20 protein-coding genes are annotated in these 25,573 nt (G+C 60.7%); 10 read left to right on the plus strand and 10 right to left on the minus strand.

Going from position 1 to position 25,573, the window contains the following annotated elements:
• Positions 1-203: 203 nt before the first annotated feature.
• Entirely contained in the window at positions 204-968 is a 765-nt protein-coding gene (gene cysQ / locus MLC59_RS01270; protein ID WP_248230227.1) for a 3'(2'),5'-bisphosphate nucleotidase CysQ, read from the minus strand.
• Positions 969-1,115: 147 nt separating this feature from the next.
• Here cysQ and MLC59_RS01275 point away from each other — a divergent pair, with 147 nt between their 5' ends.
• Positions 1,116-2,477, plus strand: a complete 1,362-nt coding sequence (locus MLC59_RS01275) for an MBL fold metallo-hydrolase (RefSeq protein WP_248230228.1) — start codon at positions 1,116-1,118, stop codon at positions 2,475-2,477.
• Between the two features lie 11 nt (positions 2,478-2,488).
• On the opposite strand, the gene MLC59_RS01280 is transcribed toward MLC59_RS01275, so the two are convergent.
• The 7 genes from MLC59_RS01280 to MLC59_RS01310 form a co-directional block, all read right to left on the minus strand.
• Positions 2,489-3,319, minus strand: a complete 831-nt coding sequence (locus MLC59_RS01280) for a carbon-nitrogen hydrolase family protein (protein WP_248230229.1) — start codon at positions 3,317-3,319, stop codon at positions 2,489-2,491.
• 44 nt (positions 3,320-3,363) lie between these two features.
• Positions 3,364-7,332 (minus strand): YhdP family protein, encoded by a 3,969-nt coding sequence (locus MLC59_RS01285; RefSeq protein ID WP_248230230.1) that lies wholly within the window; start codon positions 7,330-7,332, stop codon positions 3,364-3,366.
• A 5-nt stretch (positions 7,333-7,337) separates the two neighbouring features.
• Positions 7,338-8,825 carry a ribonuclease G gene (gene rng / locus MLC59_RS01290; RefSeq protein ID WP_248230231.1) on the minus strand — a complete coding sequence of 496 codons (1,488 nt, stop codon included), beginning with the start codon at positions 8,823-8,825 and terminating at the stop codon, positions 7,338-7,340.
• A gap of 1 nt (position 8,826) precedes the next feature.
• Positions 8,827-9,435, minus strand: coding sequence for a Maf family protein (locus MLC59_RS01295; RefSeq protein ID WP_248230232.1), 609 nt, complete (start codon positions 9,433-9,435; stop codon positions 8,827-8,829).
• 19 nt (positions 9,436-9,454) lie between these two features.
• The gene (gene mreD, locus MLC59_RS01300; protein ID WP_248230233.1) at positions 9,455-9,931 is read right to left on the minus strand and encodes a rod shape-determining protein MreD; all 477 of its coding nucleotides are present in this window, start codon (positions 9,929-9,931) and stop codon (positions 9,455-9,457) included.
• On the minus strand, positions 9,931-10,806 hold the full coding sequence (mreC, locus tag MLC59_RS01305) for a rod shape-determining protein MreC (protein WP_248230234.1): 876 nt from the start codon (positions 10,804-10,806) through the stop codon (positions 9,931-9,933). Before mreC ends, mreD begins: the two co-directional genes overlap by 1 nt.
• Positions 10,807-10,947: 141 nt before the next feature.
• Entirely contained in the window at positions 10,948-11,988 is a 1,041-nt protein-coding gene (locus MLC59_RS01310; RefSeq protein ID WP_248230235.1) for a rod shape-determining protein, read from the minus strand.
• Positions 11,989-12,167: 179 nt separating this feature from the next.
• Between MLC59_RS01310 and gatC the strand changes: the two genes are divergently transcribed.
• Genes gatC through gatB form a run of 3 tightly spaced genes read left to right on the plus strand, consistent with a single transcriptional unit; the run spans position 12,168 to position 15,414 of the window.
• Complete coding sequence (gene gatC, locus MLC59_RS01315; RefSeq protein WP_248230236.1) at positions 12,168-12,455, plus strand: Asp-tRNA(Asn)/Glu-tRNA(Gln) amidotransferase subunit GatC; 288 nt, start codon at positions 12,168-12,170, stop codon at positions 12,453-12,455.
• A 24-nt stretch (positions 12,456-12,479) separates the two neighbouring features.
• The gene (gene gatA / locus MLC59_RS01320) at positions 12,480-13,925 is read left to right on the plus strand and encodes an Asp-tRNA(Asn)/Glu-tRNA(Gln) amidotransferase subunit GatA (protein WP_248230237.1); all 1,446 of its coding nucleotides are present in this window, start codon (positions 12,480-12,482) and stop codon (positions 13,923-13,925) included.
• A gap of 22 nt (positions 13,926-13,947) precedes the next feature.
• Positions 13,948-15,414: an Asp-tRNA(Asn)/Glu-tRNA(Gln) amidotransferase subunit GatB gene (gene gatB, locus MLC59_RS01325; protein WP_248230238.1), complete on the plus strand. Its 1,467-nt coding sequence runs from the start codon at positions 13,948-13,950 to the stop codon at positions 15,412-15,414.
• Between the two features lie 40 nt (positions 15,415-15,454).
• Here gatB and MLC59_RS01330 read toward each other — a convergent pair whose 3' ends face one another.
• Positions 15,455-16,426 carry a LysR family transcriptional regulator gene (locus tag MLC59_RS01330; RefSeq protein ID WP_248230239.1) on the minus strand — a complete coding sequence of 324 codons (972 nt, stop codon included), beginning with the start codon at positions 16,424-16,426 and terminating at the stop codon, positions 15,455-15,457.
• Between the two features lie 130 nt (positions 16,427-16,556).
• Between MLC59_RS01330 and MLC59_RS01335 the strand changes: the two genes are divergently transcribed.
• The 3 genes from MLC59_RS01335 to MLC59_RS01345 are packed head-to-tail and all read left to right on the plus strand — an operon-like array spanning position 16,557 to position 20,489.
• Entirely contained in the window at positions 16,557-17,972 is a 1,416-nt protein-coding gene (locus tag MLC59_RS01335) for an acetyl-CoA carboxylase biotin carboxylase subunit (RefSeq protein WP_248230240.1), read from the plus strand.
• Between the two features lie 18 nt (positions 17,973-17,990).
• Entirely contained in the window at positions 17,991-19,799 is a 1,809-nt protein-coding gene (gene oadA / locus MLC59_RS01340; protein WP_248230241.1) for a sodium-extruding oxaloacetate decarboxylase subunit alpha, read from the plus strand.
• A gap of 24 nt (positions 19,800-19,823) precedes the next feature.
• The gene (locus MLC59_RS01345; protein ID WP_248230242.1) at positions 19,824-20,489 is read left to right on the plus strand and encodes a carbonic anhydrase; all 666 of its coding nucleotides are present in this window, start codon (positions 19,824-19,826) and stop codon (positions 20,487-20,489) included.
• A 124-nt stretch (positions 20,490-20,613) separates the two neighbouring features.
• Here the strand turns inward: MLC59_RS01345 and rimO are convergent, their stop codons facing one another.
• Positions 20,614-21,960, minus strand: coding sequence for a 30S ribosomal protein S12 methylthiotransferase RimO (gene rimO / locus MLC59_RS01350; RefSeq protein WP_248230243.1), 1,347 nt, complete (start codon positions 21,958-21,960; stop codon positions 20,614-20,616).
• 370 nt (positions 21,961-22,330) lie between these two features.
• On the opposite strand from rimO, the gene MLC59_RS01355 reads away from it, so the two are divergent.
• From MLC59_RS01355 to cysN, 3 genes are all read left to right on the plus strand, one after another.
• A complete protein-coding gene (locus tag MLC59_RS01355; protein WP_248230244.1) occupies positions 22,331-22,780 on the plus strand; it encodes a PilZ domain-containing protein in 450 nt (149 codons plus the stop codon).
• Between the two features lie 177 nt (positions 22,781-22,957).
• On the plus strand, positions 22,958-23,866 hold the full coding sequence (gene cysD, locus MLC59_RS01360; RefSeq protein ID WP_248230245.1) for a sulfate adenylyltransferase subunit CysD: 909 nt from the start codon (positions 22,958-22,960) through the stop codon (positions 23,864-23,866).
• 1 nt (position 23,867) lies between these two features.
• The gene (gene cysN, locus MLC59_RS01365; RefSeq protein WP_248230246.1) at positions 23,868-25,526 is read left to right on the plus strand and encodes a sulfate adenylyltransferase subunit CysN; all 1,659 of its coding nucleotides are present in this window, start codon (positions 23,868-23,870) and stop codon (positions 25,524-25,526) included.
• Positions 25,527-25,573: the final 47 nt, after the last annotated feature.

Genomic DNA, 25,573 nt, shown 5'->3' on the forward strand with positions numbered 1-25,573 from the left:
CACTCCTGTGAACACGTGAACAATCGGGTCCAATGGTAGCCACGGCACTTGTTAAATAATGTTATACAGATCCCAGTCTGACAGACCGTTACGGGTATTTACGTTGCGCTACATAATTTGCAACATACTGACACATTTGGAAAATTGCGATTTGGAGTGATGATGCTCAAGGCTGAAAGCAGCCCGAATGCCAGGCTACCTGGTCAATACCAGGCGCCCGATGCGACGAAGTATGGGTTCAGCACGTTTTCCTTGCCATAGGCCAGCGGTGTGCCATCCAGCTGGGTGACTTTGCCGCCGGCGGCGACGAGGACGGCGTGGGCGGCGCCGGTGTCCCATTCGCAGGTGGGGCCCAGGCGTGGGTAGATGTCGGCCTGGCCTTCGGCGATGCGGCAGAACTTGAGGCTGCTGCCGGCCTGGACCAGTTCATGGTCGCCCAGTTGCTCGATAAAGGTTCGGGTTTCTTCGTTCATGTGGTTCTTGCTGGCTACCGCGCGCACGGCGGCTGGCGGGTTGACTACTTCGAGCTTGCGGGTACTGCCGTCGGCCTCTCGCTTCCACGCGCCCTCGCCCTTGATGCCCCAGTAGGCTTCATTGAGGGCGGGGGCTGTCACCACGCCCATGACTGGCTCACCGTTTTCGATCAGGGCGATATTGACGGTGAACTCGCCGGTGCGATTGGTGAAATCCTTGGTGCCGTCGATGGGATCTACCAGCCAGAAGCGGGTCCAGCCCTGGCGCTCGCTCCAGGGTGCGTTGGCGGATTCTTCCGACAGGATGGGAATGTCCGGGGTCAATGCCTTGAGTCCGTCTACGATGACATGGTGGCTGGCGAGGTCCGCGGCGGTGATCGGGCTGTTGTCGTCCTTGGTCTGCACCTCGAAGTCGGTCTGGTAGATTTCCATGACCTTGCGGCTTGCGGTGTCGGCGATCTCGAGGACTTGGTCCAGCAGGGATTGGTGGTTCATCAGGATTCCTGGTTGGTTGTAACGTTTATCGGGTGTGCGACAAGTTTATCAGGCCCGGTGAAGCCTCTCACAGGTTTGCATCAGATCAATGTGCGCGGACAAGCTATGCTTCATAGTGAGAACACAACTCTCCAGAGGGATATCCGGATGAAATTACAATTCCTGGGCGGCACAGGCACGGTTACCGGTTCACGCTACCTGCTCAGCGATGACAAGCATCGCTTGCTGGTGGATTGTGGCATGTATCAGGGCGTCAAGACGTTACGTCGCCGTAACTGGGCTCCCTTCCCGGTGGAGCCGGGCACCATCAATGCGGTGGTGCTGACCCATGCCCATATCGACCATACCGGTTATCTGCCGGCGCTGGTAAAAAACGGCTTCAAGGGCAAGATTTACTGCACCAGGGCGACCCATGACCTGTGCAAGGTGCTGCTGCCGGATGCGGGATACCTGCAGGAGGAGGACGCCAGGTACGCCTTCCGCAAGAAGTTCTCAAAGCATGAGCATCCGGAGCCCCTGTTCACGGAAAAAGACGCCTACGAGGCCCTGAAACACTTTGAGTCGGTGCACTACCATGAAGAAATCGAACCGGTGAAAGGATTCCATGTGTCCTTTACCCCGGCGGGCCATATTCTCGGCTCGTCCTGCGTGCACGTTCGCCACGCGGAGCATGGCCGGACCGTGGTGTTCAGCGGGGACGTAGGCCGGCAGAACGACGTCATCATGCGGCCGCCAGAGCCGATCCAGAAAGCCGATGTACTGGTGTGCGAGTCCACCTATGGTGACCGCCTGCACGGGGACACCGACCCGGAAGATGAACTGACAGAGATTATCAGCAAGACGGCGGGCCGAGGTGGTGTGGTACTGATGCCGGCATTCGCCGTGGGCCGCGCCCAGATGCTGTTGTACCTGGTGCACAAGCTGATGGCCCAGGGCAAGATTCCGAAACTGCCGGTGTACCTGAACAGCCCCATGGCGATCCGCGCAACCGAGATTTTCTGCCGCCACCACAAGGAGCACCGGCTGAACCAGGCCCAGTGCGAACTGATTGATGACAACACCCATTTTGTGCGCTCGGTGGAAGAGTCCATCGAGCTGACCACGAAGAAGTTCCCTGCCATCATTATTTCCGCCAGTGGCATGGCCAGCGGCGGCCGGGTGCTGCACCACCTGAAGATGCTGCTTCCCAATCCCCGTAACAGCATTGTCTTTGCCGGCTTCCAGGCTCCAGGCACCCGGGGTGATGCCATGGTTAACGGTGCCGAGTCGGTCAAGATCCACGGCGAGTACTGGCCGGTAAAAGCTGAGGTCCATAATCTGGACTCACTGTCGGCTCACGGTGATTACCAGGAAATACTGGAGTGGCTGGGCCAGGGGCAACTAAAGCCAGACCAGGTCTATATTACCCACGGTGAAATGCTGGCCGCCGACGTCATGCGCAAGCGGGTGCATGAACGGTTCGGCTGGGATTGTGAGGTACCGGAGCTGTTCCAGGAAGTAGAGGTATGAACAGCGTCAGGTCATAGCCGGCGGTGCTCCCATACCGGCATGCGTGTGCGCACCTGCTGCAGGTAGTCCGGGTCAAGCGCCGTGGTGATAACGCCGGCCCCTTCCGGGAGTTCCTTCCGAACCTTGCCCCAGGGGTCGACAATCATGGAATGCCCCCAGGTGCGGCGGTGTTCGCTGTTCTGCCCACCCTGGCCGGGCGCCACCACCCAGACCTGGTTCTCAATGGCACGGGCCTGGATTAACGGGTGCCAGTGGGCATTGCCGGTCTGCCAGGTAAAGGCGCTGGGCAGGGTGATCCAGTCTGCCTGCCGGTCCCGGAGCTGCCGGAACAGTTCCGGGAAGCGCAGGTCGTAGCAGATAGCCAGTCCCAGGCGACCGGCGGGGGTATCCACGGTGACCAGGGAGTCGCCGGGCTCAAAGGTATCGGACTCCCGGTACTGCCCCTGGCTGTCCGCCACCATGGCGTCGAACAGGTGGACCTTGTCGTAGCGGGCAACTTCCTTCCCCTGATCGTTCACAACGATACAACTTGCCCGCACCCGCTCCTCAAGGGGGGTTCCGTCAGGCCGTGCCGCTATGGGCAGGGAGCCACCAACGATCCAGAGCCGGTGCCTGCGAGCCTGCTCAGCCAGGAAGCTGCGGATGGGGCCGTCCGGCGAAATCTCCCGGCTGCCATGGAGCACCATGTTATCGGTGTCCAGAGCCGCAAAGTTCTCCGGCAGTACCGCTACCCTCGCGCCCTGACTTGCCGCCCGATCCAGCAGCAGGGCTGCCTGGCGCAGGTTCTCGTCGATGTTATGGGTACTGACCATCTGTATGGCGGCAACCATGGTTGCGGGCATGTCGGCCTCCGGTTTGTCGTCGTCAGGTATCTGATCCGTTGATTCTATTCCTCACCACCGGTGTCGAAGATGTTACGCAGGTCCACGTCCGGTTCACCCCAGGTTCCGCCTACACTATAAGTCGCACTGGTCAGTTTGCTCAATGGCTCGCCCAGCAGTTTGTCCAGTACGAACAGAGCGCCCCCCACCGGGGGAGATGCCCCCATAAGGATTGCTGCCAGGGGCAGGTTCTGCGTCAGCGGGAGAACGACCACGAGGCGCATGTCCAGGGTCCGGTCGGCCAGGTTGGTAGAGCCGGACATACGCAGGGCACCCGACGGCCCTGCCAACTGGAGGTCCGGATCCCAGGTCAGGACACCCTGGCGGAGGTTACCCTTGCCGGAAATTGCATCAAAGGCCACCCCGGCTTCATAGAGGTCAGAGAAATCAAAGGTCAGGCGGCGCTGAAGGGTATCCGTGTTCAACAGGTTGAAGAGACGGAACAGCTGGGCGGTTTCGTTGTTTTTCAGGATGACGCCGTCTTCAAGCCGCAGGCTGAACGTGCCATCAAGGCGCCCGGCGGCGAACTGGTCAGGCCGGCCTGGCCATGCCACCCCGAGATCGATCACCGAGGATTCATTGGTCAACGGCGCCTCTTCCCCCAGCAAGGCGGCCAGGTCCTGTAGCCCGCCCCCTTCCAGCACACCTTGCAGGACAGTCCGCTCACTGCCGGATGTCACGCCCCACCGGAGCCGGCCATCGAACGCCAGTGAGCCGATATTGCCCTGCAGGTCCTTGAGGGTAACCTGCTCCCGCGATGGCGATAGCAGGAAGGACCAGCTGCCGGCCGGGTCCGGGCCCAGCCAGAGGGAGCCAATCCTTACCTCCACCTCTGGCCAGTGCCCTGACGCCATCCTGCGGAAGCTTTCCAGCTGTTCCGTAGGCGTCAGCAACGACGGAGCCTCGGCGGAGGCTTCGGTATTATCCTGCGCGGAGCGGGCCAGCCGCAGTTCATCCAGCTGGACACTCACTGTGCCTTCCCCGGAGGGAACCTGAATCTGGCCCCTGGCCCGGGCTGAGTCACTGGAAATCAGCCACCCACCTGGCTGCGGGATAACGGAAGCGGTGACATCCGGCAGGCGGTGTTCTCCGATAACAAGCTCCCCGGTTTTCAGGTCAACCCGTCTCAGCCAGGGTACTGACGGCGCACCACCTTCAGGGGCCACACCCTCGGTAGCAGGGCCGGAGATCAGTTGCTGAATCTCCGCCACCCAGGGTTGCCACTGGGCCGGGGAAAAGCTGGCCACATCAGCACGTATGAACAGGCCCGGCTCGCCCGTGAGCGTGGGGACATCGCCCTTCCCGACCAGGATTTCGCCGCCGTGGAAGCCCTGCCCCTGCCAGTCCAGTGCCACCGCCAGCCGCTCGCCCCAGCGCGCTTCGACCTGCATTCCCTCTCGTCCCGGCCAGGACACGATGGCGTGGATGTTCTCTTCCTGGCCAGCCTCCCGACCCAACGGGTCGGGCCATTCAGACCAGAGGCTGGCAGCATTTGCCTCTATCTCCAGCCGCGACGGTGACTGAGGGGCAAATTCCATGGTGGCGGTATAAGGTAGGCGCCCCTCAAGACCGGGGATTCCCTCACTCCCGGGAAGTAGCCTGGCGCCCAGGGTTTGCGTGTCGGCCTGGCCACGCTGAGTGATCGTCAGGCCTGCCTGCTCACCCCCACCGGACAGGGTGACTGACACCGGGTGGCCAAGGAAACGGGCGGCCAGCTCATCGGTGGAAAAACCCTGTCGGCTATTCCAGGAAAGCTGGCCATTGATGGCCTGCCAGTCCAGGTCGGCGGCGGGGAATCGGAGGCTTCCATTGTTGGTGGCGACACGGGCATCCACGCCCACTGTACTGCCGGACGCAAGCGGGATCTGCAGCGCCAGGTCCGTCTGGTAATCACCGGATACGGAAAGTTCCTGGGCGATATTGCCTGCCATGTCGCCCAGGGGGGTTTCCGCCAGCCAGTAGCGGAGCTGATCTCCGCTCACCGTCGTGCGGGCGGCCACGTCGATCACGGGGTTTGCCGCGCCACCATCCACGGTGACTTCGGCCTGTGATACCGAGAGGCCTCCCGTTGTCGCCTGGTCCAGTTTCACCAGGGTACGGTCATTGTGAATACGGACCATGCCAGAGGCGTCGGTCACTTCCGGCCAGGCAGGATCGTAGGTAATGTGGCCGTCACGAAACCGGTACTCCATGGCGGTACTGAAGCTGCCATCGGGTGCGTCATCGCCGATCTGGCCGTGGCCATGGAACTCGCCCTGGGTAACCTCCCCCGCCTGGACCGCGGTGGTCAGCCAGTCGTAGAGTCCGGCGTCGACGACGCCCACCGGTACAAAGTCCGCCAGCATGTCGGCCCTGCCATTCTCGACCGAGACCCTCAACCCCAGGTTGTCTTCACCGTATCGGTCCAGGCGCAGGTCAAAGGCACCTTCAAGGTGGGTCTGGTCCTGGTAGGTCACCTGGAGCCCCCGGGCGAAGACCCGGGTAATGCCTCCGTCCAGCCGCCAGCCTACGTGCCCGGCTGCCTCTGTGAAATCCCAGGGGCCAGCAAACAGCTGCGGAAAGTGGAGCGCCATGCCTTCACCATCCACCCGCGCCTGGCCTCCATGGCGATTCAGCCACAACTGACCCTGCACATTACTGCCCCCCGGGGCGCCCAGATGGGGCTGTACCGACACACCGTCAAGCCGGGCGGACAGGTGGAACTCTTGCGGCAGCCTGCGGGGTATCTCAAGCTGGAAGGCCGCCAGGTCACCTTCGGGCGCCAGTGCGGCCAGGTGGAACTCCCCCTGGGCGGTCAACAGCTCCGAGGCGACAAGCAGCCTGGCCAGTGGCCCCAGGGGTACCGCCGGTGCGCTTACCCGGAACCGCAGGCGGTCATAATCGACCCGACCTGCAAGGCCCGAAACCTGGTCGCCCTGCCACTGCCAACCCAGTTCCCTGACATGGAAACTGGCACCGGCGTCGGTGCGCCGCCAGCCGACCCGGGCGGAGAGATTCCGTAACGGAGCGAACCTGTCGAGCTCGCTCTCCAGCTGTATCCGGTTTACCTCCACATCGCCATTGAGGCGTTCCAGCTGCCCGTCAGCGAAGGTAAGCCACGCCCGGGCGCCAGCATCCAGCTCCCGGATTTCAAAGCCCTGCCATTGCAGGCCCCGGGTAAGCCCCTCAAAAAAGCCGCCCGGTGTCAGTTCGGCCCACACCTGGCCGGTAAAATGACCTTCAATCAGACCCTGTCCGCTGACAGAGAAGGTGGCCAGCTGTTCCAGCGTACCCTGGCGCATGGCCCTGCCTGAGGCCAACATGTTCTGGCCATCATAGGCCAGGTCCAGTTGCGGAATATCCACGAAGACGGTGTCAGACCCGGGGGTCCGCAGGCCAACCGTCAGGTGGGTCAGGCGAACGTGGGGGTCAGAGATCCGGGCGGTGAGTTCGTTCAGCCAGCGCCGGGGTTCAAGCCAGGGCTCTGCCGCGGGGTCAGCACCGCTGATGCCCGGGCCAGCCTCCGGCATGATAAGGCCGTCGATAGACAATCGGCCGTCCTGGCCCTGCTCCAGCACCAGGTCCAGGCCGTCGGCTTCCATGCGATGGAAGACCAGGCCCAGGCGAAACAGGGACCTGGAACCATCGAGCTGAAGCAGCAGTTGCTGCAGAGAGAGGGCGCTCTGGCGTTCCTTGTCCCTGTGGGCAATACGGACCCCCTCAGCCTGGAGCACCGGGTCAGTGCCCTGCCAGCGGGCCGAGAGCGCATCGATGGACACCTCCTGGCCCAACCGGTCGCTCAGGAGGGTTTCCAGCGCGGGGCGATAGTCGTCGATGTGCTCGGCTGCGTACCTGGCCCCGCTGGTCAGCACCGCGACCACCAGCAGCAGGCCGATAGACAGCCACATCAGGACCAGCAGGGAAAAGCGTAGCAGGGTACGGTCGCCGGTGGGCTCCGGTACGGGGTCAGACGGTGTCGGGGTTGGCGGGACCATGGTGCTCAGAGTAACACCACATCGTACTGCTCCTGGCTGTAGAAGGACTCAACCTGGAAGCGGATCGACTTTTCAATAAAGGTTTCCAGGTCGGCCACGTTATCGGCCTCTTCATCCAGCAGTCGGTCCACCACTTTCTGGGAAGCCATCACCAGGTAGCTTTCGGCATCATAGGCACGATTGATCCGCAGGATCTCCCGGAAAATTTCATAACATACGGTCTCGGCGGTCTTGAGGAAGCCGCGACCATCGCAGATGGGACAGGGCTCACACAGTATCTGACCGAGACTCTCGGTGGTGCGCTTGCGGGTCATTTCCACCAGGCCCAGCTCCGAGACCCCGGTGATCTTGGTCTTGGCGTGGTCCCGCTCGAGCATCTTTTCCAGCATCCGGTGCACCTGGCGCTGGTGCTCCGGGTCGTCCATGTCGATGAAATCAATGATGATGATGCCGCCAAGATTTCTCAGGCGCAGTTGCCGGCTGATGGCCCGGGCTGCCTCCAGGTTGGTCTTGAATATGGTCTCTTCCAGGTTCCGGTGACCAACAAACGCCCCGGTGTTGATATCAATGGTGGTCATGGCCTCGGTCTGGTCTATGATCACATAGCCACCGGATTTCAGCTGTACCTTGCGGCTCAGGGCTTTCTGGATTTCGTCCTCGACGCTGTACAGGTCGAATATCGGCCGCTCTCCGGGGTAGTACTCCACCTTGGTTTCGAACTCGGAAACGAACTCCCGCACAAAGTCCATGACCCGCTGGTAGCTCTCCCGGGAATCTATCCGTACCTTTTCGGTCTGGGGGCGGATCAGGTCACGGATGGTACGGATAAAGAGCGGGAGGTCCTGGTAGATACTGGACGGCAGGCTGGCATGCTCGATACGGTCAACAATGGACTGGTTCAGGCGCTGCAGGTAGACCATGTCGGCCAGCAGGTCTTCCTCGGAAACACCCTCCGCCGCGGTACGGATAATAAAGCCGCCGGCGCAATCCCCCTGCTCACTGATGGCACCATCAAGGATACCCCGGAGGCGAGCGCGCTCCTCGTCGTCCTCGATGCGCTGGGAAATGCCGATATGATGCACGCCGGGCATGAACACCAGGTAGCGTGACGGTATCGAAAGCTGGGTGGTAAGCCGTGCCCCCTTGGTGCCGATGGGGTCCTTGGTAACCTGCACCACCAGCGACTGCCCCTCTCGCAGCAGTGTGCGGATATCGGGCACTGTGCGCGGTCCGTCACTGGGCTCACTCACTTCGCCGTCCGACATGGAGGGCATGACATCCGAGGCGTGGATAAAGGCGGCCCGCTCCAGGCCGATGTCCACAAAGGCTGCTTCCATGCCCGGCAGCACCCTGACCACCTTGCCCTTGAAGATGTTGCCGACGATGCCCCGGCGGGTGGTCCGTTCGACATAAGCTTCCTGAAGCATCCCGTTTTCAACCAGCGCTACCCGGGTTTCCACCGGTGTCACGTTGATCAGGATTTCCTCGCTCATGTCATTCTCCGTTGTTATTGGATATCCAGCATTCCCAGACCGGAAGACCTGCCTGCTCCAGCAAGCCCGCGACCACGTCCAGCGGCAGGCCCACTACCGCACTGTAACTGCCGGTGATGGCGGACACAAAGGCTCCACCGCGGCCCTGGATGCCATAACCGCCAGCCTTGTCCATGGGTTCACCGCTTGCGCAGTAGGCATCGATTTCACGCTCACCAAGAGTGCGAAAGGTCACTTCTGTGATACTGACCAGGATTTCCGTTCCCGCCTGGCCCGTCAGCGCGACCCCGGTCATCACCTGGTGGGTACGCCCGGAGAGCGCACCCAGCATGGTTTTCGCGTGTTCCCGGTCGGTCGGTTTGCCCAGCACACGTCCGTCCAGGACGACGGTGGTGTCCGAGCCAAGAACCAGCGCATCCGGGTCGCCTGCCCTTGTAAACCCGGCAACGGCTTTCTCCCCGGCCAGCCGATGCACATAGGCTGACGCCTCCTCGCCCGGCAGGGGCGTCTCGTCAATATCGACGGGCCGTGTTGTGAAGCATAGCCCAAGCTGCCTCAGCAGGTCTGCCCTTCTGGGCGATGCAGAGGCAAGTACAATGTTCTTTGCCATGTTGGTCGGTCCGGCTGTATCAGCCCAGTTTCAGGTTCAGTTTGTCGAGTACCGGGCACAGCAGCAGCCACAACACCGCGCTGGTGGCTGCCGGCCACAGGTATTCGAAACCGGGTGTTTGCCCCCCCAGCAGGTGCTTGATGAAATGCACCACCATCTGGTTGATGCCCACCAGCAGGAAGACAAGGATGCTCTGCTGTATCAGGGGAAACATTCGCAAACGCTGATGAACCGTAAGCACCAGGAACGCGACCACTGCCATGGCCAGGCCGTTCACACCCAGGGGCGTCGCTTCCAGTACATCCAGCAGTATGCCGAGTACGAAGGCAGTCAGGATGCCAAACTGGGATGGTGCACGGTAGGTCCAGTAAAAGACCATGAGGGTGACCCACTCAGGGCGAAACTCGAACCAGCCCTGGGGAAACAGGGATATGCTGAGCACCAGCGAAATGATGACGCTGACGATCATTACCGGGTAGCTGATCACTGATAACATCAGCCCTCCCCTCCGTTGTCGCCCGGCCCGGCGGCAGCCTCACCATTACTGCTGCCGGGGGGTTGCTGGTCATACAGTTCTTCGGGCACGACGGTCCCCGCCTCTGAAAACACGACAAGCACCAGCTTGCTGCGACTGAGCCTCGCCATGGGTGTCGCGTGGATCGTTACAAACGGAGCACCGGGTTCCTTGGCGATAGAGGAGACTTCTGCCACGGGATAGCCCTTGGGGAAGCGACCGCCAAGCCCGGAGCTGACCAGCACGTCGCCTTCACGGATGTCTGCGGTATCCGGTACATGGACAAGCTCGAGCTGACTGATGTCTCCGTTGCCCAGCAATATCGCCCGCAGACCATTGCGAAGCACTTCCACGGGCACGGCATGGCTGCTGTCGGATATCAACAACACCCGTGATGTGAACGCCGCCGTGTAAAGCACCTGGCCCATAAGCCCATTGGCATCCAGAATCGCCTGGCCTGCTTCGACGCCATCCCTCGCGCCCTTGTTGATAACGACTTCATGGGAGAACGGGTCTGGCGACACCCCGACCACCTCGGCCACGACCACCCGGTCATCCAGCGTGGCGGAGGCGTTCATCAGGTCCCGGAGGCGGTTGTTCTCGGCCGCCAGGGCACCGTATTTGAGGGCCCGGCGTTCGAGGATCATCAGCCGCGCCTTGAGCGCTTCGTTTTCGCTGAGCAGGTCCTCGCGGGGTGTAATAACGCCGGCGAACCAGTTCGAAAAGCGGTCAGGGGCGTTCCCCAGCCAGAGTACGGGGGCAAGCACGCTGGCAATGGCACTGCGAGCAGGCTCAAGGCGATCAAAGCGGGCATCCGCCACAATGAGCACCGCAGACAGAACCAGCACGAACAACAACCGAAACCCGGGAACACCGCCCTGGACAAAGATCGTCTTAATGGTGCTGCCCCCCCGCCCTGATAACACAACCGCCGCTGGAGGAGATCCTCAGCGGCGGTTGTCGGCGTACGCTGGACAGGCCGGAACCCGGTACCATGGTCACCCCTCCTGGGAGAACATACCGATTCCACCGCGATCAATAACCTCCAGCGCCTTGCCGCCACCACGGGCGACACAGGTCAGCGGATCTTCCGCTATGATGACCGGCAGCCCGGTCTCTTCGGCAATCAGCTTGTCGAGGCCACGTAGCAGGGCACCACCACCGGTCAGCACGATGCCGCGTTCGGCAATATCAGAGGCCAGCTCCGGCGGAGACTGCTCCAGCGCACTTTTGACGGTCTGCACGATCTGGGCGAGGGACTCCTGCAGTGCCTCCAGGATTTCCTCACTGTTAAGGGTGAACAGCCTCGGTACACCTTCAGCCAGGTTGCGGCCACGGACGTCGATTTCCCTGACTTCAACGCCTTCATAGGCACAGCCGATCTCATGCTTGATACGTTCGGCCGTGGAGTCACCGATCAGGCTGCCGTAATTGCGACGCACGTAGGTGACGATGGCTTCGTCAAACTTGTCGCCACCAACCCTGACGGATTCTGCGTAGACGATACCATTCAGGGAAATAATGGCGATCTCGGTGGTGCCCCCACCAATATCGACAATCATGGAGCCACTGGCTTCCTCCACCGGCAGCCCCGCCCCGATGGCTGCGGCCATGGGCTCTTCGATCAACAGGACTTCCCGGGCTCCGGCGCCGAGGGCAGATTCCCGGATGGCCTTCTTTTCAACCTGGGTGGATTTGCTGGGCACACACACCAGCACCCGCGGGCTCGGAGTAATAAAGCTGTTCTCGTGCACCTTGTGAATAAAGTGCTGCAGCATTTTCTCGGTGACCACGAAGTCAGCGATAACGCCGTCCTTCATAGGGCGGATTGCCGTGATATTGCCCGGCGTGCGGCCAAGCATCCGCTTTGCCTCGGCACCTACGGCCGCGACCATCTTCTGGGAGTTATTGGTCCGGATAGCCACCACCGAAGGCTCATTCAGGACGATCCCCCGCTCACGGACATAGATAAGGGTGTTCGCGGTACCAAGATCGATCGAGAGATCGCTTGAGAATAGGCCTCGGATACGTTTCAACATTCGTGTTTTTTCAACCTGAGAAATGCAGTCTGGAAATGATGCGGCAACTTTAGCAGTGAGCATCCCTGCAGGCAAGGCGTGATCCGCGGCGTTACAAGCCTTTACGGCACCGTCAGGGTACTGCCACTGGCCATGGATCTGTTAACATAGCGATTTTCCATAAACCCCGGAGGCAATGCGTGACCATTTCCCGCAAGGACATTGAAAAAGTCGCGGTGCTTGCCCGCATCCAGGTGGATGATGAGCAGGTGTCGGCCCTGGAAAAGGACCTGGGCAATATCCTGGACCTGGTAGACCAGCTCAGCGCCGCTGATACCGAGTCGGTCGAGCCCCTGGCTCACCCCCTGGACGCCGTCCAGCGCCTGCGGCCGGATGAGGTAACCGAGACGGACCAGCGCGCCGCCTTCCAGGCCATTGCCCCGGCCACGGAGAACGGCCTTTACCTCGCCCCCCGCGTAATCGAGTGACCGACCAGCGACCCAGGAACCACCATGCACAACAAATCCGTAGCCGAACTATCCCGCGCGCTGGAGCAAGGCACCGTATCCAGCGTGGAGCTGACCCGTCAGTTCCTTGACCGTATCCGCAACGAAGACGGCAAGTACAACAGTTTCATTACCGTTACCGAGGACCAGGCCCTGGCGGACGCCAGGACAGCTGACGAGCAGCGTGCCGCCGGCAATGCCACGCCCTGGACCGGCGTACCCTTCGCCCACAAGGACATTTTCTGCACTAACGGTGTACGCACCACCTGCGGATCGAAGATGCTGGCGAACTTCGTGCCACCCTACGATGCGACAGTCACCGCAAACTTCCGCAAGGCCGGCGCGGTTTGCCTCGGCAAGACCAACATGGACGAATTCGCCATGGGCTCGTCCAACGAGTCCAGCCATTTCGGCCCGGTCACCAACCCCTGGGGTGAAAAGCGTGTACCTGGCGGCTCTTCCGGTGGCTCCGCGGCGGCCGTAGCCGCACGCCTGGTACCGGCGGCCACCGCCACCGATACCGGGGGTTCGATCCGTCAGCCGGCCGCCCTGTGTGGCATCACTGGCCTCAAACCGACCTATGGCCGGGTGTCCCGCTATGGCATGATCGCGTTTGCCTCCAGCCTGGACCAGGGCGGCACCATGGCCCGCACCGCAGAGGACAACGCCATGATGCTCAACGTCATGGCCGGTTTCGACCCGAAAGACTCCACCAGCGTCGATCGTGAGGTGCCAGACTACACAGCCACCCTCAACGAGCCCCTGAAAGGCCTGAAAATCGGCCTGCCCAGGGAGTACCTCTCGGACCAGCTCAGCCCGGCCATGGAGCAACAGGTCCGCGACGCGGTAAAAGAGTACGAGAAGCTGGGCGCCACGGTGAAGGAGGTCTCCCTGCCCCACGCCAAACTGGCCATCGCAGCATACTACGTTATCGCCCCGGCAGAGGCGTCGGCCAACCTGTCCCGTTTTGACGGCGTTCGCTACGGCTATCGCTGTGACGATCCGAAAGACCTGATGGATCTTTACACCCGTACCCGCGCCGAGGGCTTCGGCAATGAAGTGAAGCGCCGGATCCTGGTGGGCACCTACGCCCTGTCGGCAGGTTACTTCGACGCCTATTACCTAAAGGCCCAGAAAGTGCGCCGGCTGATCCAGCAGGATTTCGTCAATGCCTTCCAGGAAGTGGATGTACTGATGAGCCCCACATCGCCGTCGCCGGCGTTTATTCAGGGCGAGAAGAACACCGATCCGGTCACCATGTACCTGGAGGACGTGTTCACCATTGCGATTAACCTGGCCGGTGTGCCGGCCATGTCGGTTCCGGCCGGCTTTATCGACGGCCTGCCGGTTGGCTTGCAGATCATCGGGGACTATTTCTCCGAAGCCCGGCTGCTCAACGCCGCCCATCAGTTCCAGCAGGTGACCGACTGGCACCAGCGCGAGCCCAACTAAGCCCGACGGAGGAAAGAGCCACATGCAATGGGATATCGTCATCGGGCTGGAGATCCATGTTCAGCTCGCCACCCGCACCAAGATCTTTTCCGGCTCCAGCACCGCCTACGGCGCCGAGCCCAACACCCAGGCCAACGCCGTTGACCTGGCCATGCCCGGCACCCTGCCGGTGCCCAACGAGCAGGCTTTCCGCTACGCCGTGATGTTTGGCCTCGCGGTAAACGCCGAGATCGAGCGCCGCTCGGTGTTTGAGCGCAAGAACTACTTCTACCCGGACCTGCCCAAGGGCTATCAGACCACCCAGCTGGCCCGCCCAATTGTCGGGCCCGGCTACGTGGATATCGAGCTGGGGAACGGTGAATCAAAGCGGGTACGCATCCACCATGCGCACCTGGAAGAGGACGCCGGCAAGTCACTGCACGAGGCTATCCATGACAGCATGGGCCACGGCATGACCGGGGTGGACCTGAACCGGGCCGGCACCCCGCTGATCGAAGTCGTCACTGAGCCGGATATGAATAATGCCGAGGAAGCCGTCGCCTTTGCCAAAAAGCTCCACGGCATTGTGACCTCCCTGGGTATCTGCGACGGTGACATGTCTCAGGGGTCCATGCGCTTCGATGTAAACATCTCACTCAAGCCAAGGGGCTCTGACACCCTGGGCACCCGCACGGAAACCAAGAACCTGAACTCGTTCCGGTTTATGGAGCAGGCCATCGCCCATGAAGTGGAGCGGCAGATGGACATCCTGGAAGACGGCGGCACCATCACCCAGGAAACCCGCCTTTACAACGGCGACCGCGACGAATCCCGCTCCATGCGCACCAAGGAGGAAGCCAACGACTACCGCTACTTCCCCTGCCCGGACCTGCTGCCGGTGGTACTGGATGACGCCTTTATTGAAGAGGCCCGCAACAGCCTCCCGGAACTGCCAGACACCCGCAAGGCGCGCTTTATGGACCAGTACGGCCTGAACGACTATGACGCAGGGCTGCTGGCTGGCGACTCGAAACTGGCGGCCTTGTTCGAGGAGACAGTACTGCACGGCAAGGATGCCAAGCTGTCGGCCAACTGGATTCTCGGGGAATTCTCGGCCCGCCTGAATGCCGATGAGAAGTCTGTGGCGCAGGCGCCCGTTGACGGCAAGCAGCTCGGCAACCTGGTCGCGCGGATTGCAGACAATACCATTTCGTCCGCTGGCGCCAAGAAGGTCTTCGAAGCGCTCTGGGCCGGCGACAATGGCGATGTGGACGCGATCATCGATGCCAAGGGCCTGAAGCAGGTGTCAGACACCGGGGAACTTGAGAAGATGGTAGACGAAGTGCTCTCCGGCATGCCGGACCAGGTTGCCCAGTACCAGAACGAAGAAGACCCGAAAAAGCGCAAGAAAATGCTCGGGGGCTTTATGGGGCCGCTGATGAAAGCATCCAAAGGGCAGGGCAACCCCAAGCTCTTCAACGAAATCCTGGCCCGCAAACTCGACGGCTAAGGCCGCATTACCCGAGGCTCTCCCGTTCGGAGAGCCTCTTTCAATTCCCTTCAGGCTGGATGCCCTGGCCAACCATTTCCCGGAACGTGCGTTCGAAACCGGCAATATTCTGCTGAACATAGTCGATAAAGGCCTGCATGACAGGGGTCGGGTACCTCGCCTGCGGGTAAACCAGGCACCAGCTGCGTCGCAAGGGGAAGCCACTAATATCCAGCTCCCGAAGTGAGCCCAGCGCCAGTTCCGATACCGCACTCAAACGGGGTACCACTGCCACACCCAACCCCGCCAGAACCGCATGCTTGACCGCGTCATTGGATCCCAGCTCCATGGCTGGCTCAATCTTCAGACGATGCTGCTGGCAATACACCTCCAGCGCGAGGCGGCTACCGGATCCGCTCTCCCGGATCAACAGCCTGGCGTTCAGGAACTCGTCAGGACTCACAGTTGTGCGCTTCAGCAGCGGGTGACCTGCAGGAACAACGGGGACAAGCTCATTATCAAGGAAGGGCAATGACTTGAGCGGCTTATCCGGCGGCACCATACCCATGATTACCAGGTCATCGCTGTTCTCGCTCAGCCGTTGCAGGGCGGTAGCCCGGTTGACCACCGCCACCGAGATGTTGACCTGCGGATTCAGCTGCAGGAACGAGCGCAACAAATACGGCACAACATACTGTGCTGTGCTGACTGCCACCAGGCGGAGATCTCCAGCCACCCGGCCCTCCAGCGCCGCCAGACGATTCTGCATGTCCGCTAGTTCCCGGAACACCGAGCGCACGCACGCCGCCATCTCTTCTCCTGCCGCGGTGCAGTAGAGTTTGCGGCCGACGTATTCAAACATGGGCGTGCCCAGCGCCTGCTCCAGGTGCCTCACCTGGCTGCTGACAGCCGGCTGGGTCAAGCCCAAGAGATCGCCGGCTCTCGAGTAGCTCCTCAGGTCATGGACGGCCTTGAACACCTGCAGCTGCCGGAAGGTTAGGCGGTTGGCAAGTTTCTGGATACTCAGGGGCATGCGGCCTTACCTCACACTGTCTATAAACTATTACTTATACAATAGCGAAAAAATATCAATTTTTCCTGATTCGTAACCCCCGTTAAGCTTTTTAAACCTTCATTCGGGACGACGAGATGAGGAATCGCCCATGTTGAAGAAAGTTCTAATTGCCAACCGTGGCGAGATCGCGGTGCGCATTGAGCGGGCCTGTGCGGAGATGGGTATCCGTTCGGTGGCAATCTATACCGAGCCGGATCGTTACGGCCTGCACGTCAAACGCGCAGACGAATCCTATTCTCTGGGCGAGGACCCGCTGGCGGGCTACCTGGACCCTGCAAGGATTGTGAACCTGGCACTGGAAACCGGCTGCGACGCCATCCATCCAGGCTACGGCTTTCTTTCAGAGAATGCCCGCTTCGCGAAGCTGTGTGAGCAACATGGAGTGACCTTTATCGGCCCGAAATCCGACGTCATTCACAAAATGGGTGACAAGACCCAGGCCCGAGCCAGCATGCGGGCGGCGGGCGTACCGGTTACCCCCGGCTCCGAGGGCAACCTGACGGATCTGGACGAAGCCCTCAAACTGGCCGGCGAAATCGGCTACCCGGTCATGCTCAAAGCCACCTCCGGCGGTGGTGGCCGGGGCATACGCCGGTGCGATACGCCGGACGAGCTGAGAACCCAGTACCCACGGGTGATCTCGGAGGCGACCAAGGCATTCGGGTCCGCCGAAGTCTTCATGGAGAAGTGCATTGTTAACCCGCGTCACATCGAGGTGCAGGTGCTGGCAGACAGCCGGGGCGATGCCATCCACCTGTTCGAGCGCGACTGCTCCATCCAGCGCCGTAACCAGAAGCTGATCGAGATTGCTCCCAGCCCTCAGCTCACCCCTGAACAGCGCCAGTACATTGGCGACCTGGCGGTTAAGGCCGCCAAGGCCGTGGGTTACGAAAATGCCGGCACAGTGGAGTTTTTGCTGACCGGCAATGAAGTGTATTTCATGGAAATGAACACCCGGGTGCAGGTTGAACACACCATCACCGAAGCCATCACCGGGGTGGATATTGTGCGGGAACAGCTGCGCATTGCTGCCGGGGAGCGCCTGAGTTACCGGCAGGAGGATATTTCCTACCGGGGCTATGCGCTGCAGTTCCGGATCAATGCGGAAGACCCGAAAAACGACTTCCTACCCAGTTTCGGGCGCATCACCCATTATTACGCCCCCGGGGGGCCCGGCGTGAGAGTCGACACAGCGATCTATACCGGCTACGAGATTCCGCCCTACTACGACTCCATGTGCCTGAAACTGGTGGTGTGGGCACTGACCTGGGACGAAGTAATTGCCCGTGGCAAGCGTGCACTGGATGACATGCGCCTGCACGGCATCACCACCACCGCCAACTATTACCAGCAGATTCTGGACCATCCGGATTTCCGGGCCGGGGTATTCGACACCAGCTTCGTACCGGCTCATCCGGAGTTACTGAACTACTCCGCCAAACGGCACCCGAGTGAAATTGCGCTGGCCATTGCAGCCACGATCGCAGCCCACGCCGGCTGGTAATCCGCAGGAGGACTGAACATGAGCAATGCCAGGAAAATCGAAGTCACCGACGTTATCCTTCGTGATGCGCACCAGTCGCTGATTGCCACCCGGATGCGCACGGAAGACATGCTGCCCATTTGCGACAAGCTGGACCAGGTGGGTTACTGGTCGCTGGAAGTCTGGGGCGGCGCCACCTTTGACGCCTGCGTACGCTTCCTTAAAGAGGACCCGTGGGAACGACTGCGTCAGTTGCGCAAGGCGCTACCCAACACCCGCCTGCAGATGCTGCTGCGGGGCCAGAACCTGCTGGGGTATCGCCACTATGCAGACGATGTCGTGGAAGCCTTTGTGCAGAAAGCCGCTGACAACGGCATTGATGTGTTCCGGGTGTTCGACGCCCTGAACGACCTGCGCAACCTGGAAACCGCCATGACAGCGGTAAATAAGGCTGGCAAACACGCCCAGGGCACCATCTGTTACACCACCAGCCCGGTCCATACGCCGGAACTGTTTGTTACGCAAGCCCAGGAGTTGAAGGCCATGGGGGCAGATTCCATTGCCATCAAAGATATGGCCGGCTTGCTGACACCTTACGCTACCTACGAGCTGGTAAAAGCCATCAAGTCAGAGGTGGATCTGCCTCTGGTGGTTCACAGCCACGCCACCGCCGGTCTGGCGCCCATGTGCCAGCTAAAAGCCATCGAAGCCGGGGCAGACCGGATTGATACTGCCATCTCCTCCTTTGCCAATGGCACCAGCCATCCGGCAACGGAATCCCAGGTGGCCGCCCTGAAGGACACTGAATTCGACACCGGCCTGGACCTGGAGCTGCTGAGTGAGATTGCCGACTACTTCCGGGAGGTGCGCAGGAAGTACCAGCAGTTCGAAAGCGAATTTACCCGGGAAGATGTGTCCGTACAGATCAACCAGGTGCCGGGGGGTATGATGTCCAACCTGGCTAACCAGCTGAAGGAACAGAACGCCCTGGACAAGATCCGCGATGTATTCAACGAGATCCCGCGGGTGCGGGCCGACCTGGGCTACCCCCCGCTGGTGACGCCTACCTCGCAGATTGTCGGCACCCAGGCGGTGTATAACGTGCTGGCCGGCCAGCGTTACAAGACCATAACCAACGAGGTGAAACGCTACCTGCAGGGCGGTTACGGGCACCCGCCGGCAGACGTGAATACAGACATCCAGAAGAAAGCCATCGGCAACGAAAGCGTGAACGACGGCCGTCCCGCAGACCTTCTCAGCCCCGAGCTGAACAAATTGCGGGCAGACATCGGTAACCTGGCTACTTGCGAGGAAGATGTACTTACCTACGCCATGTTCCCCGACCTTGGCCGGGAGTTCCTGCAACAGCGCAGGGACGGCACCTTGCAGCCGGAAGAGTTGCAGCCAGTGGAAAACAAGGGCCGTGATCGCATGGGCGCGGCTGTGGCCACCGAGTTCCGCATTGATGTACACGGAGAGACCTATGAGGTCGCGGTTACCGGTGTCGGCGCATCCGGTCCCGGCAAGCGCAAGCTGTATCTGTCACTGGACGGTATGCCCCAGGAAGTGGTGTTCGAATCCCTCAACGAATACGATGCCTCCGGCGGCGGCAGCGGTCGCAAGAAGGCCACCGACCCCGGTCATGTCACAACCACCATGCCCGGCAACGTGGTGGACGTACTGGTCAGCGAGGGGGATACGGTCTCCGCCGGCCAGGCTGTACTGATTACTGAAGCCATGAAAATGGAGTCTGAAATTCACACCAGTGTCGACGGCACAGTACAGGCCGTTCATATTACCAAGGGCGACCGGATTACTCCGGGCGAAGTACTGATCGAGATTGCCTGAACGGCAGGAACAGGAGCACAGTTTATGGATCATATTGTTCGCGGCGTACTGGATTTTCGCAGGAACGTCTATCCGGAGCACAAAGACCTGTTCGGCGCTTTGGCAGACCACCAGAACCCGGACGTACTCTTCTTCACCTGTTCGGATTCGCGCATCGATCCGAATATGGTGACCGGCTCACACCCGGGGGACCTGTTTATCTGCCGCAACGCCGGTAACGTTATCCCCCCCCACAGCAATGAGACCGGGGGCATGACCGCTTCCATCGAATATGCGGTGGCGGTGCTGGGCGTTCGCCACATTATCGTCTGTGGCCACACCGACTGTGGCGCCATCAAGGGCGCACTGGATATTCCAGCCCTTAAAGGCCTGCCCCATGTAAAGGAGTGGTTGGGACATTGCCGTTCCGCCATGGAAATTGTGCGGGAGCGCCATAACATTGGCGGCGAGGAGCCACTGGACCCGAAGTACCTCAATGAAGCCATCGAGGAAAACGTGCTCCAGCAGGTTCAGCATCTGCGAACCCACCCGGTGGTGGCGGCCAAGCTGGCTACAGGCAAGATCGAGGTGCACGGCTGGGTGTATGACATCAAGTCCGGTCGCATCCGCTGCTGTGGGCGGGACAGCATCGAGTTCAAGGACTTTGATGACTACTATGCGGAGATCGTTGCGCGGGTTGGTGACGTCTGACGTCTGAGGGTGGTGTTTGGGCGGGGTGGGGGTACCTTCCCTCCGGGAAAAAGAACTCGCTTCGCTCAGACACCTTTTTCCCTGCGGGAAGGTACCCCCACCCCACCCATTCAACTTTCTGCAATCAGGTCAGCGCGGCCCAGAGGTCGTGCTCGTCGGCGTGTTCTACCACCGCCTGGACAATCTGGCCTGGCTGCAGGTCGGTCTCACCATTGAGGTAAACCATGCCGTCGATTTCCGGGGCATCGGCTTTTGAGCGACCAATGGCACCTTCTTCGTCCACTTCGTCGATCAGTACCTCAATGGTCTTGCCAATCCTGGCCTGTAAGCGGGCGGCTGATATTTCAGCCTGCTTGGCCATAAAGCGGGCCAGTCGCTCTTCCTTCACATCTTCCGGCACGGCGCCTTCCAGTTCGTTGGCTTTCGCGCCTTCTACCGGGCTGTAGGTGAAGGCACCCACGCGGTCGAGCTGCGCTTCGTCCAGCCAGTCGAGCAGGTACTGGAAGTCTTCCTCGGTCTCGCCCGGGAAGCCGACAATAAAGGTAGAGCGGATGGTCAGTTCCGGGCAGATCTCCCGCCACTTCCTGATACGCTCCAGGGTCTTGCTGTCATGGGCCGGGCGTTTCATGGCCCTGAGCACTTTCGGGCTGGCGTGCTGGAACGGGATATCCAGGTACGGCAGGATCTTGCCTTCGGCCATCAGCGGGATGATGTCGTCCACATGGGGATAGGGGTACACGTAGTGCAGTCGAACCCACACGCCCATATCGCCCAGGGCTTCGCACAGGGACTGCATCTTCGTTTTCAGGGGCTTACCCTGCCAGAACCCGGTGCGGTATTTGATATCCACACCGTAGGCGGAAGTGTCCTGGGAGATGACCAGTAGCTCCTTCACGCCAGCATCCACCAGGCGCTTCGCTTCATCCATTACATCACCAATGGGACGACTGACCAGCTTGCCGCGCATGTCCGGGATGATGCAGAAGGTGCAACCGTGGTTACAGCCCTCGGATATCTTGAGGTAGGCATAGTGCCGGGGCGTCAGCTTGATACCCTGGGGTGGCACCAGGTCCACAAAGGGATCATGGTCCTGCTTCGGGGGCACGTACTCGTGTACTGCACCGACCACTTCCTCGTAGGCCTGTGGGCCTGAAACGGCCAGTACGCCCGGATGGGTCTCGCGGATGCGCTCTGCCTCCACGCCCATGCAGCCGGTAACGATGACCTTGCCATTCTCACTGATGGCTTCGCCGATGGCGTCCAGGGATTCCTGCTTGGCGGCGTCGATAAAGCCACAGGTATTCACTACGACGATGTCTGCATCATCGTAGGAAGGCACGACGTCATAGCCGTCCAGGCGAAGCTGGGTCAGGATGCGTTCGGAATCCACCAGGGCCTTGGGGCAGCCAAGACTGATAAATCCGACCTTGCCACTATTGCCACTACCAGTGGCGGGAGTTTTCTGCGTCATCAGGAAGACCGTCTTTGTCAGAAGAATGGTGCAGGCGCATTCTACCTCACCGGGGCCTGGCACCAGAAGGTGTTCAATCGTTAATCAAACAAATGTTTAATAACATGACCGGCATCACGACCCCCACACTTGCTGCTCAGTAATCCACCAGCTAAACTCCTCGAAAAATAAAAACCGTAATCTCCGCCCGAAGTTACAGACGTATCTTACGAGCCTCCGAAGAGGGGTCTGGTACCGGTGAAGTACAGCGCCGGGAGAATGCAACGACAATGGAGTCAACGTCAGGCCGCAGGACGCGCACCAGGCTTTCATGAGGGCCGTTACCTTATTTTCGGGCACGACAGGTAACTATACCGAACAGGATATGACCATGGGAAAGCCGCTCGACGTCGAGTCCGCCGCCGTCAGGCCCATGCGGGTCAAACCGCGCTCTGCCGAACCAAACCTCCGGGACCAGCAGCGTGCGGAGGTCTGCCTCCCTGTGACGCTGAATCGCCCCGGACAGGCAGCGATTGAGTGCGAGATGTGCAATCTGTCACGGGCCGGCATGATGATCCGGTGCTCCGACGCCGTTGCCCAAACGCTCATCCCCGGTAGACGCACCCCTGCCCCCGGAGACTGGATCGACATCAACGCACACTTCGAGGTGCCCGTCCTGCCCCAGCAATCGGTCAACCTGGCGGCCCGGGGGCATATCGCCCATCTGCGCCGGGTCGCCAGGGACGAGTTCCAGCTGGGTATCCGCTTTGTTGATTTCGACGGTCGTGGCTTCGACTACGTAGACCAGTACGTCCATCGCCTGCTGACGGAGCGTGCCTGACAGGCCACCGAACAACCCTATAACCGGACGGTTACCCGACGCATATTGTTATAGCCGGAAACTCTAGTAGACCGCCTTCTTATAAGAACTTGCCGCTGGTATAGTAGCTCACCTCTGATAATGCCTCTCTATTCCTGTTTTGGGCACCTCGCTGAGGCGCCCCAATGAGCTTAACTTATGACCACGTACAACCTGACCCATCTCAAACAGCTGGAAGCTGAAAGCATCCACATCATCCGGGAGGTCGCCGCGGAATTCGACAACCCGGTGATGCTCTACTCCATTGGCAAGGACTCTGCGGTCATGCTGCACCTGGCCCGCAAGGCCTTCTATCCCGGTAAGCCGCCGTTTCCCCTGATGCATGTGGATACCACCTGGAAGTTCCGGGAGATGATCGATTTCCGGGACCGCAAGGTTAAGGAATATGGCCTGGACCTGATCGTCCACATCAATGAGGACGGCGTGAAACAGGGTATTGGCCCGTTCACCCATGGCAGCGCCAAGCACACCGATGTGATGAAGACCCAGTCCCTCAAGCAGGCGCTGGACAAGTACAAGTTCGACGCCGCCTTCGGTGGCGCCCGCCGGGACGAAGAAAAATCCCGGGCCAAGGAGCGGGTCTATTCCTTCCGGGATGAGTACCATCGCTGGGATCCAAAGAACCAGCGCCCGGAGCTCTGGAACATCTACAACGGCAAGGTCAACAAGGGTGAGAGCATTCGTGTGTTCCCACTGTCCAACTGGACCGAGCTGGACATCTGGCAGTACATCTACCTGGAAAACATCGAGATCGTCCCCCTGTACTACGCCGCGAAACGACCGGTAGTAGAGCGGGACGGCACGCTGATCATGGTGGATGACGACCGCATGCCCCTCAAGGAAGGCGAGGAGCCAATGATGAAATCCGTGCGCTTCCGCACCCTGGGCTGCTATCCGCTGACCGGGGCTATCGAGTCCGAGGCGGACACGCTGCCGGAAATCATCCAGGAAATGCTGCTGGCCACCAGCTCCGAGCGTCAGGGTCGCGTGATCGACCACGATTCCGCCGGGTCCATGGAACAGAAAAAGCGGGAAGGGTACTTCTGAGATGTCACACCAGTCTGATCTGATTGCCGAAGATATTCAGGCCTACCTGAAGCAACACGAAAACAAGGAACTGCTGCGTCTGCTGACCTGCGGCAGTGTGGATGATGGCAAAAGCACCCTGATCGGCCGCCTGCTCCATGACACCAAGATGATCTACGAAGATCACATGGCCAGTCTGAAAACCGACAGCGCCAAGATGGGCACCACGGGCGAGAAGCTGGACCTGGCGCTTCTGGTCGATGGCCTGCAGGCCGAGCGCGAACAGGGCATCACCATTGACGTGGCCTACCGCTACTTCAGCACTGACAAGCGCAAGTTCATCATCGCGGACACCCCGGGCCATGAGCAGTACACCCGCAACATGGCCACCGGCGCCTCCACTGCCCAGCTGGCGATCCTGATGATCGACGCCCGTTATGGTGTGCTCACGCAGACCCGCCGGCACTCCTACATTGCCTCCCTGCTGGGCATCCGCCACATCGTCGTGGCGATTAACAAGATGGACCTGGTGGACTACAGCGAGGAACGCTTCAACGAGATCAAGGAAGACTACCTGGCATTTGCAGCCAGGCTGGGTCTGAAGGACGTCCGCTTCGTGCCCATCTCGGCCCTGGAAGGCGACAACGTGGTTAACCGGAGCGAGAATACGCCCTGGTTCAGCGGACAGCCGTTGATGGACATCCTGGAAACCGTAGAGGTGTCACGGGACAAGAACCTGGAGCACTTCCGTTTCCCGGTCCAGTACGTCACCCGGCCCAACCTGAACTTCCGTGGTTTCTGCGGCACCATCGCCTCCGGCGTAATCCGCCCGGGTGACCAGGTCATGGCCCTGCCGTCTCGCCGCAAGAGCACGGTAAAAGACGTGGTCACCTTTGATGGCAACCTGGAAGAAGCCTATATCGACCAGGCCGTGACCCTGACCCTGAACGACGAGATCGACATCAGCCGTGGCGACATGCTGGTGAAGGTCGAAGACGAGCCGGAGGTGGGCAACCGCTTTACCGCCAACCTCGTCTGGATGACAGACGCCCCACTGGAAACCGGCCGCCTTTACGACATCAAGCTGGGGCCGACCTTTACCTCGGCAACGGTGAAGAAGATTCACCACCAGACGGATGTGAATACCCTGGAACAAAGTGCCAACCCGGCCCAACTGGCGCTTAACGAAATCGGCCTGTGCGAGCTCACCCTCAGCCAGCCCGTTGCCTTCGATGCCTACCCGCGTAACCACGCGACCGGCAGCTTCATTGTCATCGACCGGCTGACTAACGTCACCATTGGCGCGGGTATGATCGCCGGCACCGCCAGTGATACCGAGTCCCTTGACCCGGTCACCGCTGAAGAACGCGAACGGCGCCTGGCCCAGAAGCCGGCCATCATCGCCTGTAACGGCCGCAAGGCCGGCGACCTGGCCCTCGCGGTGGAGCGCGCACTGTTCGACCAGGGCAAGACGTCCGTTGTACTGACCGAAGAGAACGCCGGACCCGCCGACGACCGCCGTCGCGCTGCCCAGCTACTGGCGACCCATGGCCTGATTGCGGTTGCGGTTAACCTCGGCACCGACGTGGCTACGGTCAGCGTTGAAGCAGACAGCGACGATGCCATTCCAGGGGCAGTCAGTGAACTGCTCGCGGGGCTGGCCCGGGACCGCCGGGTCTGACATCCGGCGGTTCATCCGCCAACCCTGCCCTCTCCCTGCGCCCGCCC

Source organism: Marinobacter bryozoorum, assembly GCF_023156245.1.
Classification (GTDB): domain Bacteria; phylum Pseudomonadota; class Gammaproteobacteria; order Pseudomonadales; family Oleiphilaceae; genus Marinobacter; species Marinobacter bryozoorum.

Bases quoted from the DNA above. Each gene is read 5' to 3' on its own strand.
- MLC59_RS01355 (WP_248230244.1), top strand. From the start codon at position 22,331: ATGGGAAAGCCGCTCGACGTCGAGTCCGCCGCCGTCAGGCCCATGCGG.
- MLC59_RS01285 (WP_248230230.1), bottom strand. From the start codon at position 7,332: ATGGTCCCGCCAACCCCGACACCGTCTGACCCCGTACCGGAGCCCACC.
- MLC59_RS01335 (WP_248230240.1), top strand. From the start codon at position 16,557: ATGTTGAAGAAAGTTCTAATTGCCAACCGTGGCGAGATCGCGGTGCGC.
- MLC59_RS01310 (WP_248230235.1), bottom strand. From the start codon at position 11,988: ATGTTGAAACGTATCCGAGGCCTATTCTCAAGCGATCTCTCGATCGAT.
- cysQ (WP_248230227.1), bottom strand. From the start codon at position 968: ATGAACCACCAATCCCTGCTGGACCAAGTCCTCGAGATCGCCGACACC.
- MLC59_RS01345 (WP_248230242.1), top strand. From the start codon at position 19,824: ATGGATCATATTGTTCGCGGCGTACTGGATTTTCGCAGGAACGTCTAT.
- gatA (WP_248230237.1), top strand. From the start codon at position 12,480: ATGCACAACAAATCCGTAGCCGAACTATCCCGCGCGCTGGAGCAAGGC.
- gatB (WP_248230238.1), top strand. From the start codon at position 13,948: ATGCAATGGGATATCGTCATCGGGCTGGAGATCCATGTTCAGCTCGCC.
- oadA (WP_248230241.1), top strand. From the start codon at position 17,991: ATGAGCAATGCCAGGAAAATCGAAGTCACCGACGTTATCCTTCGTGAT.
- MLC59_RS01295 (WP_248230232.1), bottom strand. From the start codon at position 9,435: ATGGCAAAGAACATTGTACTTGCCTCTGCATCGCCCAGAAGGGCAGAC.
- rng (WP_248230231.1), bottom strand. From the start codon at position 8,825: ATGAGCGAGGAAATCCTGATCAACGTGACACCGGTGGAAACCCGGGTA.
- cysD (WP_248230245.1), top strand. From the start codon at position 22,958: ATGACCACGTACAACCTGACCCATCTCAAACAGCTGGAAGCTGAAAGC.
- rimO (WP_248230243.1), bottom strand. From the start codon at position 21,960: ATGACGCAGAAAACTCCCGCCACTGGTAGTGGCAATAGTGGCAAGGTC.
- cysN (WP_248230246.1), top strand. From the start codon at position 23,868: ATGTCACACCAGTCTGATCTGATTGCCGAAGATATTCAGGCCTACCTG.
- MLC59_RS01275 (WP_248230228.1), top strand. From the start codon at position 1,116: ATGAAATTACAATTCCTGGGCGGCACAGGCACGGTTACCGGTTCACGC.
- MLC59_RS01330 (WP_248230239.1), bottom strand. From the start codon at position 16,426: ATGCCCCTGAGTATCCAGAAACTTGCCAACCGCCTAACCTTCCGGCAG.
- mreD (WP_248230233.1), bottom strand. From the start codon at position 9,931: ATGTTATCAGTGATCAGCTACCCGGTAATGATCGTCAGCGTCATCATT.
- MLC59_RS01280 (WP_248230229.1), bottom strand. From the start codon at position 3,319: ATGCCCGCAACCATGGTTGCCGCCATACAGATGGTCAGTACCCATAAC.